Here is a 12,452-nt window from a genome sequence, read left to right on the forward strand (position 1 = left end):
CCCTTCGGGCTGTGATGGTGGCATGAAACTACAAGCGAGAGCACACCGTTCCGGGATTCGCGTGGCCTTGGCTTTGACGGTCGCGGCGGTTCCCATGGTCATGGCGGCGGGCGCCGCCTCGGCGGAAGCGCCTGCGGACAGCACGGCCGTATCCGCGCCGAACCTCCAGTTCGCGCACGACGGTTACTGGCACTGGGTGCACTGCGATCGTGACCACGAGTACTGGCGTCCGGCCTGCCACCCGGAATGGGGCGGGTGGACCGATCAGCTGCCGGAGACCGGCAGCTTCTGATATCACCCGAGATCCGGCCCGCCAGGCCGGATCTCGGCTGTCGGTAGCGGATTACGCGGGCCGGGTCGCGCGGTAGAAGGTGACTCGTCCGACATGGCGGTAGACACCGGAATCCACTTCCTCGCAGTCGAATCCGGCGGCGCGCAGGAGCCGGGGAATGCCGTCGCCGAGGTTGCCGCTCGCGTGTGGATTCTTCAGCATGCGGCGGGATGCGTATCCGTCTGCGGCGGAGATGTTTCCGCCGACATCGGCCAGATGCAGTCGCCCGCCGGGGCGGAGTACCCGCAGTACCTCGGCCGCGAGCGCGGGCTTCAGCTCGGGGTCGAGGTGATGCAGCATGAATGAGGAAAATACGTAATCGAAGCTGCTGTCGGGGAACGGCAGATCTTGCGCGTATGCGCGTTCGAATCGAATTCCTGTGCGGCCGCGGATCTTGCGCTCGGCGCGAGCCAGGGCGAGTGGATCGGGATCGGTGCCGATGACGTCGGCCCGTGGTTGGGCATCCTTCGCGGCGACGGTGAGTGTGCCGGTACCGCAGCCGATTTCGAGGATTCGGGTATCGGGTGCGAGGTCGGCCTGCCGGATGAGTGAGCGGTGCACCCTGCGGGCTCCGAGCAGGCGGGTGAGCAGGTCGTAGAACGGCAGCATGGCATCACGGCCAGCGGCGGGGAGGTAGTCGTGACGGTTGCCCATGGCCTGGTGGAGGGGAGTATTTTTCGTCATGTATTCCATGATGTGCACCGGACTGGCTGAGCAATTGGTGGATCATCGGCAGAACTAGGATTATCTTTGGTTCATGTCCGAACGCCCGCACACCATCCGATACGAAGCGGGCGTGCCCGTGTACCGCTACTCGTCCGATCCTGCTGTACCCCCCATCTCGGTCATGCGATTCGCCCACGACGGGCGACCGGGGTACGGCACGCCGCACATCCATGACTTCCCGGTGCTGCTCTACGTCGACCGCGGCACGCCGGGCGAGCAGGAGCATCCGGGGCTGGCGCGGACCGGAGACGTCTACGTGGTCGCGCCGGGCGCGGTGGTGGACGGCCGGACGGTCACCATGGACAGCGCGGTCGGGGTGCTCTTCGATCCGGCCGCGCTCGGTGATGACACCCGTGCGCCCTGGCCGGCCTGGCGGGCGCACCCGCTGCTGTTCCCCTTCCTGCACGGCACCCCGAGCGGGTTGCTGCGGCTGTACGTTCCGGCGCAGCGGCAACCGTTGTGGGAGAACACCATCGCCGCCATCGAGGACGAATTGTCCACGGGCCGAGCGGGATACCGCCAGGCCGCCGCCGCCCATCTGACCCTGCTCCTGGTGGACATCGCCCGGCTGGCGGTCGACGTGGTGGGAGACCTGCAGCGCAGCAATGAATCCGTACTCGCCGACGTCTTCACCGTCATCGAAGACCGCTTCACCGAGCAACTCTCCCTGCGTGATGTGGCGACCACGATCGGCATGACCCCCGCCTACCTCACCACCCTGGTGCGCCGCCGCACCGGCCGCACCGTCCAGGACTGGATCCTCGCCCGCCGCATGTCCGAGGCCCGCCGCCTGCTCACCGACACCGACCTCCCGATCAACGACATCGCCCGCCGCACAGGCATTCCCGACCCCGGCTACTTCACCCGCATGTTCCGCCGCGAACACCAGATGACCCCGCGCATCTGGCGCACCCGCAGCGATGTGGCGTAGCGAATTGACTGAAATGCGAACGGCCCCGGTGGTTGTCACCACCGGGGCCGTCGTGCAGCGTTCGAGTCAGGCGGAGACCGGGCGCAGGGATTGCGGGGTGAGGTCTTTCAGGGTGGGGTAACCGTCGACCGCCATGATCAGGTCGGCCTCGGCCAGCAGGGAGCGCAGGACGTGGACGATGCCGTCGGTGCCGCCGAGAGTGAGGCCGTAGGCGTAGGGGCGGCCGATGCCCACCGCGGTGGCGCCCAGGGCGAGGGCCTTGATGATGTCGGCGCCGCTGCGAATTCCGGAGTCGAACAGGACCGGGAGACCCTCGGCCGCGGCGACCACGTCGGGGAGCATATCGAGTGCCGGGATGCCGCCATTGGCTTGGCGGCCACCGTGATTGGAGCAGTAGATGCCGTCCACGCCGCCGTCGCGGGCGCGGCGGACGTCATCGGGATGGCAGATGCCCTTGACGATCAGCGGCAGCTTGGTCAGCGAGCGCAACCACGGGAGGTCTTCCCAGGTGAGGGGATTGCCGAAGACCTGGATCCATTTCAGGATCGCCGATTGCGGGTCCTGTTCCGGTGATTGGGCCAGGCTCGCGCGGAAGACCGGGTCGCTGAAGTAGTTGGCCAGGCAGTGCCCGCGCAGCTGCGGGAAATTGCCGGTGGACAGATCGCGCGGGCGCCATCCGGTCACCCAGGTGTCGAGGGTGACGACAATGCCCTTGTATCCGGCGCGCTCGGCGCGCTCCACCAGGCTGGCGGCGAGATCGCGATCGGTCGGGGTGTAGAGCTGGAAAAAGCCTGGGGTATTACCGAATTCGGCCGCGACGTCCTCCAGCGGATCGACCATGAGCGTGGACGCCACCATGGGAATGCCGGTGCGCGCCGCGGCCCGCGCGGTCGCGAGATCGCCGTGGCCGTCCTGGGCGCACAGGCCGATCACGCCGATCGGCGCCATGAAAACCGGTGCGGGCAGGGTCATTCCGAACAGATCGATCGACAGCTCGCGCTGTGCCGCGCCCACGAACATGCGGGGGATCAGGCCCCAGTGGTCGAAGGCCGTCACATTGGCGCGCTGGGTGCGCTCATCGCCCGCGCCGCCGGCCACGTAGGACCACACCGACGGCGGCATGGCCGCGCGCGCCCGCTCTTCCAGTTCGGCGAAGCTCACCGGGAGCGCGGGAACTACGCCGCGCAATCCGTTGAAGTAGATCTCGTTCTGAAAGTCACCGAGTGCCATGACGTCATCTCCAGTTTCCGAACCTGCCGGGGTACCTGATTATTGTGCGAGACTGAGCGTTGGAAGCGTTCGAAACGCAGTATTCAGTCACGGAGACCGGTGCGAGTGCAGGATGATGTCAGGTCGCTGAGTGAAGAGGATCTCGCGCTGATCCATGCCCTGCAATTGCGGCCCCGCGCCTCCTGGACCGAGTTGGGGCAGGTGCTCGGCATCGATCCGGTGACCGTCACTCGCCGCTGGCAGCGCCTGGACGATCGCGGCGAAGCGTGGGTGTGCGTCTCGCCGGGGCCCGCACTGTTCGATCTGGTCTGTGCCGCATACGTCGATATCGACTGCGCCGCCGGCGCGACCGCGGAGGTGGTGGCCGCCCTGGCCGATCATCCCCACATGCTGACCCTCGAACGGTCCGGTGGCAGCAATCGGATCTTCGCTACGGTCGCGACTCGCGACTTCGATCAGATGGCCCGGTACACCCTGGATGTGCTTCCGGCCGTCCCGAATATCGTCGCGGTGCGCACTCGGATCGTCACGCACTGGTTCGCCGAGGGCGGCAGCTGGCGCATCGACGCGCTGGCCCCGCAGCAGCGCGATCAGCTTCGAACACCCGCTGCTCCCGCCGCCGACCCGCGTGGACGGCGGCAGGTGACCGAGCTGGACCGGGCGATGATCGATCAGCTCTACGGCGACGGCCGGGCTTCCCACCGGGCGATCGCCACCGCACTGGGGATCAGCAGTTCCACCGTCAAACGCCGGATCGACGAGCTGACCCGCCTCGGCCTGCTGCGATTTCGCTGCGATTTCGCGCGCCCGCTCGGCGGCTGGCCGGTCGCGGTGACCTTCTGGGCGACGGCGCCCACCGCCGCACTGCCCGAGATCGGATACGCGCTCATCCGGCTGCCGCAGACCCGCAATTGCGCCGCCGTGAGCGGCGCCCACAATCTGGTGGTGCAGGCCGGGCTGCATTCGGTCGCCGAAGTGACGCGGTTCGAAAACCAGCTCGCCACCATGCATCCCGAGCTCGCCATTACCGAGCGCAGCATTACGCTGCGCCACGAGAAGCTGCTCGGCCGCATTCTCGATCAGCAGGGGCGATCGAAAGCTGTTGTCCCGCCCGATATCTGGCGGGATATTTCGTCCGGTGATCAGTAGTTGGCGTTGAGGTACTCGGCGGCGTGTGTTGTCCACAGCACGTCGGTGCCGGGCATGGTGTGGCCGGAGTACCGCACATGCTCGCCATCGGGCCACGGCGTGAGATATCCGAGCAGACCGCGCACGGCGGCCGTGTACCGATCCAGATTCGCCACCGGGTCCAGCAGGAGGAAATCCAGCAGCTCATGGAACAGCAGCGGGGTCAGATTGCCGATCCGGGCGCCTTCCACCAGAGAGAACGGCGAGATCCCGGCATCGATGAGCCGCAGCGGCGAATCGGCGGGGGAGGCGGTGATGATGTCGTCGGGATTGGCGTACTCGAAGACGTCGACATCGGTCGGCCAGGCCTTGCGCCGCCGATGCAGGCCGTAGGCGCCCGCCGGGCAGAGATTTCCCACCGATTGCCCGGATCGGCGCATCGGATTGGCGATATTCACCACGAACGCGATCTCCAGCGGTGAGCCGTCGATATTGGTGAACCGCCCCGCCCGCACCCCCTCGAGAATGGTGCTGCCGACAATCCCGCCGAGCGAATAGCTCAGCAGCCCACAGACATTCGGTGAATCCTGTAGTGCCTGGACCCCCGCCGCGACCCCGAGCCGCACCGAGGTGTCCAGCGACGGCCCCCAGGTATCCGGATCGGGACCGATCGATGCGGGCCAGTCCGGCTCGAACCAGCTGAACCGCACCGGATCGAGCAGTTTGGTGACATCGTGCAACATCCCCGCCGGTGTCCCATCGGAATTGCGCTGCTCCCCGGTACCGCGCAAGGTAATGATGTCGATCATGATCAACTCCATCTGCGCGCCGAACTTTTCGGCGTCTACCAGCAACGTTAGGCGCGCCGGTGGTAGCAGGCGCGAGTAGTGAACTACCCGATCGCCCGGTGTGGTTCTCACGTAATTCAGGTGGGTGGTGCAGGGGGTGAACTGTCGAGCCACTTCGGGTGCAACGGCACCGAGACCGGGAGTAGAGGCACCGCGGGCGAATCGGGACCCGACGGATCCGCTTGGACGGACAGGGCCGATACCGCGGCCACGATCAGCACGAGTGCGGCGAGAGCGCCGGCGACGAGACGGGCGATCAGGAACCAGCGCACACGCCAGCGTCGTTCCGGCACTGGAGGTTCGGTGGCCATGGCGCTCCTTGAATGACGTCTCCTGGGCAGATCGCCGCGCGACGGGTTCCCATTACCGATTGCTCCGGTCGAGGATTCGAGGTGGAGATCACTCGAGGGAATTCCCACTGTCGCGGGCCGGAGGGCGGACAGCGGCTGACAATGGGTGGCGTGGATGCTCTCACGGTGCGCAGGTGCGGGGACGGACCCGACGTGGTGCTGGTACACGGCGGTGCCGGGCCGAGGTCCACGTGGGCGGGGATGGAAGCGCTGCACGCGCGGTGGACGCTGCTGATGGTGTACCGGCGCGGGTTCGAGCCGAGTCCGCCGGGGGCGGACGGGCGGCAGGACTTCGTGGTCGATGCGGAGGATCTCGGCGCGGTGTTCCGGGAGAGCCGTCCCCATGTGGTCGCTCATTCCTACGGGGTACTCGGAACGCTGCTGGCCGCCGCCGAACGGCCGGAGAGTGTGCGTTCGCTGACGCTGATCGAACCGCCGCTGTACTTCCTTGTTCCGGGAGACCGGGATGTGGCCCGACTGCAACAGCTGGGGGACGAGGTCCTCATCAGAGGTCTTGATGCCGACCCCGATTTGCTGCGTGAGTTCCTCGCTCTCACCGGATCACCAGGCATTGCTCCCGGACCGCTCCCGGACGCGGTCGTGGCCGCCGTGCTCCGCGCGCAGGGCGGGCGTCTGCCCGGCCAGGCCCGGCCGAATCTCGCGGCATTGCGGGCGGCAGGAGTTCCCGCGCTGGTCGCCTCCGGCGCGCATAACACTGCCCTGGAACGCATCTGCGACGCACTCGCCGAGGAACTCGGGGCGCAGCGGATCATCGCACCCGGCGCGGGCCACTTCGTCCCGGCGGCACCGGGTTTCACCGATGAGCTGGAGAAATTCCTCTCGCACTGCGAGGGCGAATCTCGGTGACGGTGGTCGCCCAGGGCCGCACGGCACCGGCAGACCTCGCACGCTGATGCTTTATTGTCTGTGGCGCAACGGAATACGGAGGGCACATGGGAACGACCGCGCCGATGACCTATGTGATCGACGTCAGTGGGGAGATAGGCGTCGCGGGTGATCGCGACACCATCGGGGGATGGCCTGTCCTGGACGCGGATCAGCCCTGGCCGCTGTGCGACTGCGGTGCGCGCATGGCGCTGTACTTCCAGGTCGAGGTGCCCGCCGGGGTGCCGCACTTCGGTGGCGACCAACTACTGGTCTTCCAATGCCCGGCCGAGAGCGATGCCTGCTATCCGTCCGAAACCCAACTGCCCGCGGAATACTGGGACCACCCGGCCGAGAACGACCATGCCTTCTGGCGAATCCTGCTGCAGCGCAATGGCGTCCCCGTCGATGCCGCGGATCCCTACCTGCAGCCGCACCGGCTGGTCGTCCGCGGATTCGAGGATGCCGACCACGGCAACGACAGCCTGCCGCTCCAGGATTTCAAGGTCGGCGGCGCCGCGTTCTGGGTGCAGGCCGCCGAACACTTCCGCTGCGCGTGCGGCACCGACCTGGTCTTCCTCTGTCAGGTTCCGGAGAACTTCGACTTCTCCGCCTATCTGCGTGATCCGGATATCGACCTGCCCGCCTTCGATGACGGTCTGCTGCTGGGCAATATCGTCTACATCCTGGCCTGCCCGGCGCACTGCCATCCGGCCGCCGCCTACCCGGTCTGCCAGAACTGACTTCCGACAGCTGTCGCGGCCTGACTCAGGTGTGTCCGATTCGATGACCGATACGGTGACCTATTCGGCGGCAAGCGAATTCGGCACCCGGTCGCTACAGTAGTGCGGTTCGATCACAGACGAGGAAACGCACACTCATGGGATTTCGGCATCGCCGCCCGCTGTTACAGTCCGAAATCCCCGCGACACTAGCTCTTTTCGGTGTCCTGACCCTCGGTGCGGTGTTGCTGCCTGCTGCTCCCGCGGTGGCCGGTCCGGTGCATCCGTGGGCGGCGCCGCCGGTGAATTCCTGTGGGGAGACGGGTTTCGATCCTCTTGCCCGGCAACCCAATCCGGATCCTTCGCAGAAGCAGCCGGAGGCGCCGATCAAGATTCCGGTCCCGGTCCCGCAGATCGTGACCGTGCAGGTGCCGGGTCCCAAGCCCGACAACACCCGGATCGATCCGGTCGCGTTGCCGTCGGATCCGTGTGGCAACCCGTGCCCGGATATTCGGGACGATCCGGCCCCGACGACCGCGCCGGGCGGGACCGGTAGCGGGAGCGGGTTGTCGTTGCCGCGGATCGAGATCGCCCCCGAGGCCGAGCCGATCCCGATTCCGGTGCCCGGCGGCGAGGCCCCCGAACCGCAGGCCCCGCCCACCTCGGATGTGCAACCGTCCGAGCCTGCTCCGGCGGTCGCGCCGGTGCCGGCGCCGCAGGTGGATTCGGTGCAGTTGGTCGATCAGGTCACCGGGCACGGGTCGCTCAACCGCACCGATATGCGCTGGTCGGTCGATGGCACCGATCTGGGGTTGATGTGGGAGAACAAACCCGGTCAGGTCGCGGTGGTGTTCGGTGACACCTTCGGCAAGGGCTGGCAGGCCGGGGGTGCGGGCACCGATCAGCAGGACTGGCGCAGCAACACCATCGCCTACAGCAGCAATCACGATCTGTCCCAGGGGCTGGTCCTGGATGATTTCGTGCAGAACTCGCGCTGTCATGCTGCGGAGATCCTCGACAGTCGCAAGATCAAGAATTTCGAGCACACCACGATCCCGACCTCCGGATTCGCGATCGGTGACCGTCAGTACCTGACGTACATGTCGATCAACCACTGGTCGCGGATTCCGGGCATGTGGTGGACCAACGACGGGGGTATCGCCTACTCCGACGACAACGGGCGCACCTGGACCAAATCGCAATGGGCGCGCTGGGACAATCTGTTCGGGCTCGGGCGTTTCCAGGTCGCGACGATGGTCCCGCACGGGGACTACGCGTATATGTTCGGTACCCCGAACGGGCGCCTGGGTGTGATCGGTTTGGCGCGGGTTCCCTCCGATCAGGTGCTGAACAAATCGGCGTACCAGTACTGGATCGACGGCACCTGGGTGGCCGCGGACGGGGCCAACGAATTGCTGGCGACCCCGATCGTGTCCGGTACCGCGAGTGAGTTGTCGGTGCGTTTCGATCGGGACAGCGGGCAGTGGCAGATGGTGTATCTGGACGTGACGCGCGGGCAGATCGTGATGCGTACCGCCGCGCAACCGCAAGGCGCGTGGAGTGATCCGGTGCCATTGCTCAGTACCGAGGACTACCCGACCGCGTACGGCGGATTCATGCACCCGTGGTCCACGGGCAAGGACCTGTACTTCACGGTCTCGGCATGGAACAGCTACAACGTGTACCTCATGCACGCCACCCTGAAATGAGAGTTCGCCGCTGAACGTGTCGCGGGCGGCCGGCGGGGTATCGACACATGGTGACCTTCGACCTGACACCCACGGCAGCGCAGCACGACCTGGCCAAGCGTGCGCACGAATTCGCCCGCGACTGCATCAGGCCGGTGGCGTCCCACTACGACCAGGCCCAGGAATTCCCGTGGCCGGTCCTGGAGGAGGCGGCGAAACGGGGTTTCTACAGTCCGCTGTTCTACCGCGATCTCATCGGCGATCCGACCGGATTATCGCTGCCGATGTTCATGGAGGAGCTGTTCTGGGGCTGTGCGGGCATCGGATTGGCGATTGTGATGCCCGCACTGGCCCTGTCGGCGATCGGCCAGGCCGCCACGCCCGAGCAGATGTTGCGGTGGGCGCCCGAATGTTTCGGCACCCCCGGGGATGTGAAGCTCGCGGCGCTCGCGATCTCCGAGCCCGAGGGCGGCAGCGATGTGCGCAACCTGCGCACCCGGGCCGTCCGCGACGGTGACGACTGGGTCATCGACGGCCACAAGATGTGGATCGGCAATGGCGGCATCGCCAATGTGCACGTGGTGAACGCGGTGGTCGATGAGCAGCTCGGTCACCGCGGCCAGGCGCTGTTCGTGGTGCCCGGCGGCACACCAGGATTGGAATTGGTGCGCAAGCTCGACAAGCTGGGATGCCGCGCATCCCATACCGCGGAGCTGAAATTCAACAGCGTGCGCGTGCCGATGGACAATCTGCTCGGCGGACCGGAGAAGCTCGAGCACGCGCTGGCCAAGAGGCGTGAGGCGGCGCGCAGCGGCGGCCGATCCGGTTCGGTGACACTGGGAACCTTCGAGCAGACTCGCCCGATGGTCGCCGCCCAGGCGCTCGGAATCGCCAGAGCCGCTATGGAATACATGACCTCCTACGCGACCCGCCGCGAGGCCTTCGGCGCGCCGATCATCGACAATCAGGGCATCGCCTTCCCGATCGCGGACCTGGCCACCCGTATCGACGCCGCACGATTGCTGACCTGGCGCGCGTCCTGGATGGCCGCGCAGGGCGTCCCGTTCGAACGCGGCGAAGGTTCGATGGCGAAGCTGGCGGCCAGCGAAGTCGCGGTGCGGGCCACCGAACGCGCCATCCAGACCATGGGCGGCTGGGGGTACATCACCGATCATCCGGTGGAGAAGTGGTACCGAGATGCCAAGCTGTACACCATCTTCGAAGGCACCAGTGAAATCCAGCGCATTGTCATCTCGCACGCCCTGGGCGCCGCCGAAGGCCGGCCACCGCTGCACGTCGACCTCGAACCCTCGGGTGGCCCGCTGAACAAGGCGTTCGGCCGCGGCGCCGAGGTGCGCACCAGGGTCGCTGCCACAGCGCTGAATATGCGCGATCGGGTGCCGGGTCCGGTCATGAGGGCCGCGTTGAAGTTCTTGCGTCCGCCTCGCTGACTATGCGCGGCCCCACAGTCCGGCCCAGACGCTGTGCGAGAAGACATTTGGGTCACCAATAGAGCAGTCCCCGGTCAGGGTTGCTGCGCGGTTGATGATTCCGAGGGTGTCGGACGGGCGTTCGTAGGTCGGGTGAAACGGCGGGTTCGGGAACTGCGGGCGACGTAGGGTCGAAGGGTCATGTGGGTTCGAACTTCGAAAGGCATTGCCTGTGCTCGTGGAACGACTTGCTGCTGGGTTTCGCTCGATCGATACGACCGCGCTGTGTGATGCCGATAAGTCGTTGCGGGTGATGGACAGTGCGATTCGGCCGCGGTCGGCGGGGACCAGAATTCTGGGACCGGCATTCACTGTCCGGTGCTACGGGGACTTCTTCGCGGTATTGCGGGCCATCGAGACCGCCGCGCCGGGGGATATTGTCATCGTCGACGGCGGCAGTAGCGAAATCGCCCTGGCCGGAGAACTTTTCGCCCGCGGGGCACTGGTGCGCGGACTGGGCGGGATCATTGTCGACGGCGGATACCGCGATATCGGCTATGTCCGCGATTGCGAACTGCCGATCTACAGCCGTTTCATCACACCCATGGCCGGAACCACCACCGAGCTCGGGGAGCTGCAGGTCCGCGTGACCTGCGGTGGTGTGCCGGTGCATCCGGGCGATCTGATTCTCGCCGACGACGAGGGCATTGTCGTGCTCGATCCGGAGCGGGCGGAAACGCTGCTGACCGCTGCCACCGCCATCAAGCAGGCCGAAGCCCGCGTCATCGCGAAGCTGGATGCGGGCGCGACGCTCAGCGACTGCCTGGGCATCTCCGCGCACACCGAAGCCCTGCGGAAGGGTGAGCATTCCGCCCTGGAATTCCTCGCCTGACCCGAGTACTCGCCGCGCCGCCTCCATGGCTGCCGGGCCAACGTCGGATAGCCTGCGACCGGTTCGAAGATCTGTCCACGATTGGTCCGGATACACCGAAAGACGGGGCAAGATGAGCGGATTCGACATATCACGAGGTATAGCCGTTCGCGGGATGGCAGGAATGGCCGTTGCGGCGGCCTGTATCGCAGTACCGATGGCGGCGGCGCCGCAGGCGGCCGCGGCGGGGACCCCGACGCTGACGATCAGCATGACCGGTTCACCGGTCGGCCCGGCCAAGCTCGCCTCCGTCGGCTGCGGGCAGACCGCGGTGGCGACGGTGAAGATGGCCGACGGCACCCCGGTATCGCACGGCTCGGTGGAGTTCACCAGCCACCTGCCCGGCATCTCCGGCAATGTGGTGGGAACGGTGCCGGTCACCAATGGCACCGCCAGCATTCCGTGGGTTCCCGGCGTCGCGGGGCAGCACATCATCAGCGCGATCTACTTCGACGATGCCTCCGACCTGCGTCCCGCCTCCGGGCAGACGATGATCACCGCCATGAACCTGAACGGCGTGTGCGTCTGATCCGGAGCTGCTGGGCCGGAGCGTGATTCAGCCGCTGTGAATCGCGATGACCGGCCGCTTCGACGGCTGGAGTGTGGCGAGCAGGGTGCGAACGACGTCCTCGGAGACGGCGACGCACCCTGCCGTCGCCGCACCGATATCGCCGTGCACGAAGAATGCCGAACCCTTGCCGGGTACAGCGGGCGCGCGGTTGTAGTCGATGACGAGCGCGTGGTTGTACTGCGGAACGGTCCGGCCGAGGTTCTCACTGACAGCGGTATCGAACGGGCAATCGGCTGCGGCGCACCGATACCTCCGGTTGTAGAGGGGGCTTTCGGAGTCCGATACCCACCACCAGGTATTCGACGGGTCGACCGTGAGATAGGGGAGTCGCGCGGCGGGATCGGGCAACCGGCCGAACCCCTCGCTCACGCCGAAGGTGCCCTCCGGCGTGTAGTCCCGGCCCTCGCCGACCTCCGTCGAAATCCCTTCCGCGCCAACCCAGGCCGGTACCGCGAACGTGCGCTTCCACTCCCGCAGCCGGTTCCGCTGCCACAGCTCCAGCGTCCCGTGATCGGCGCCGGCCGGTGCGCTGACCCAGACCACCTGTGTGCCTGGAACGGTATTCGGGTCGAACGGCGGCCGATCGGAAGTGAGCCGGGGCAGCATCACTACGGCGAGCACCGCGACGGCTATGGCGACCGTCCATCGCAGCGCCCGGACACCCTTGTCCGCCAATCCCAC

14 protein-coding genes are annotated in these 12,452 nt (G+C 66.7%); 9 read left to right on the forward strand and 5 right to left on the reverse strand.

Annotation, left to right across the window (positions count from 1 at the left end):
- Positions 1-22: 22 nt before the first annotated feature.
- The gene (locus tag OG326_RS17785; protein ID WP_327145755.1) at positions 23-292 is read left to right on the forward strand and encodes a hypothetical protein; all 270 of its coding nucleotides are present in this window, start codon (positions 23-25) and stop codon (positions 290-292) included.
- Positions 293-343: 51 nt separating this feature from the next.
- Here the strand turns inward: OG326_RS17785 and OG326_RS17790 are convergent, their stop codons facing one another.
- The gene (locus OG326_RS17790) at positions 344-1,024 is read right to left on the reverse strand and encodes a class I SAM-dependent methyltransferase (protein ID WP_442790970.1); all 681 of its coding nucleotides are present in this window, start codon (positions 1,022-1,024) and stop codon (positions 344-346) included.
- Between the two features lie 64 nt (positions 1,025-1,088).
- Between OG326_RS17790 and OG326_RS17795 the strand changes: the two genes are divergently transcribed.
- Positions 1,089-1,988 carry a helix-turn-helix transcriptional regulator gene (locus tag OG326_RS17795; protein ID WP_327145757.1) on the forward strand — a complete coding sequence of 300 codons (900 nt, stop codon included), beginning with the start codon at positions 1,089-1,091 and terminating at the stop codon, positions 1,986-1,988.
- Positions 1,989-2,054: 66 nt separating this feature from the next.
- On the opposite strand, the gene OG326_RS17800 is transcribed toward OG326_RS17795, so the two are convergent.
- Positions 2,055-3,218 (reverse strand): alpha-hydroxy-acid oxidizing protein, encoded by a 1,164-nt coding sequence (locus tag OG326_RS17800; protein WP_327145758.1) that lies wholly within the window; start codon positions 3,216-3,218, stop codon positions 2,055-2,057.
- Between the two features lie 99 nt (positions 3,219-3,317).
- On the opposite strand from OG326_RS17800, the gene OG326_RS17805 reads away from it, so the two are divergent.
- Complete coding sequence (locus OG326_RS17805) at positions 3,318-4,367, forward strand: Lrp/AsnC family transcriptional regulator (RefSeq protein WP_327145759.1); 1,050 nt, start codon at positions 3,318-3,320, stop codon at positions 4,365-4,367.
- Here OG326_RS17805 and OG326_RS17810 read toward each other — a convergent pair.
- Together OG326_RS17810 and OG326_RS17815 are read right to left on the reverse strand one after the other, a co-directional pair.
- On the reverse strand, positions 4,361-5,155 hold the full coding sequence (locus tag OG326_RS17810; protein ID WP_327145760.1) for a hypothetical protein: 795 nt from the start codon (positions 5,153-5,155) through the stop codon (positions 4,361-4,363). The two genes, OG326_RS17805 and OG326_RS17810, sit on opposite strands and share 7 nt — an antisense overlap.
- Before the next feature lie 116 nt (positions 5,156-5,271).
- Entirely contained in the window at positions 5,272-5,505 is a 234-nt protein-coding gene (locus tag OG326_RS17815; RefSeq protein ID WP_327145761.1) for a hypothetical protein, read from the reverse strand.
- 150 nt (positions 5,506-5,655) lie between these two features.
- On the opposite strand from OG326_RS17815, the gene OG326_RS17820 reads away from it, so the two are divergent.
- From OG326_RS17820 to OG326_RS17845, 6 genes are all read left to right on the forward strand, one after another.
- A complete protein-coding gene (locus OG326_RS17820; RefSeq protein WP_327145762.1) occupies positions 5,656-6,411 on the forward strand; it encodes an alpha/beta fold hydrolase in 756 nt (251 codons plus the stop codon).
- Between the two features lie 86 nt (positions 6,412-6,497).
- Entirely contained in the window at positions 6,498-7,172 is a 675-nt protein-coding gene (locus OG326_RS17825; protein WP_327145763.1) for a hypothetical protein, read from the forward strand.
- Positions 7,173-7,309: 137 nt separating this feature from the next.
- Positions 7,310-8,860 (forward strand): DUF4185 domain-containing protein, encoded by a 1,551-nt coding sequence (locus tag OG326_RS17830; RefSeq protein WP_327145764.1) that lies wholly within the window; start codon positions 7,310-7,312, stop codon positions 8,858-8,860.
- A 50-nt stretch (positions 8,861-8,910) separates the two neighbouring features.
- On the forward strand, positions 8,911-10,290 hold the full coding sequence (locus tag OG326_RS17835) for an acyl-CoA dehydrogenase family protein (RefSeq protein ID WP_327145765.1): 1,380 nt from the start codon (positions 8,911-8,913) through the stop codon (positions 10,288-10,290).
- 217 nt (positions 10,291-10,507) lie between these two features.
- The gene (locus OG326_RS17840; protein WP_327145766.1) at positions 10,508-11,161 is read left to right on the forward strand and encodes an RraA family protein; all 654 of its coding nucleotides are present in this window, start codon (positions 10,508-10,510) and stop codon (positions 11,159-11,161) included.
- 163 nt (positions 11,162-11,324) lie between these two features.
- Complete coding sequence (locus OG326_RS17845) at positions 11,325-11,729, forward strand: hypothetical protein (protein ID WP_327145767.1); 405 nt, start codon at positions 11,325-11,327, stop codon at positions 11,727-11,729.
- Positions 11,730-11,756: 27 nt separating this feature from the next.
- On the opposite strand, the gene OG326_RS17850 is transcribed toward OG326_RS17845, so the two are convergent.
- Positions 11,757-12,452 (reverse strand): L,D-transpeptidase family protein, encoded by a 696-nt coding sequence (locus OG326_RS17850; protein ID WP_327145768.1) that lies wholly within the window; start codon positions 12,450-12,452, stop codon positions 11,757-11,759.

It is taken from the genome of Nocardia sp. NBC_01327, from assembly GCF_035958815.1.
Taxonomy (GTDB): domain Bacteria; phylum Actinomycetota; class Actinomycetes; order Mycobacteriales; family Mycobacteriaceae; genus Nocardia.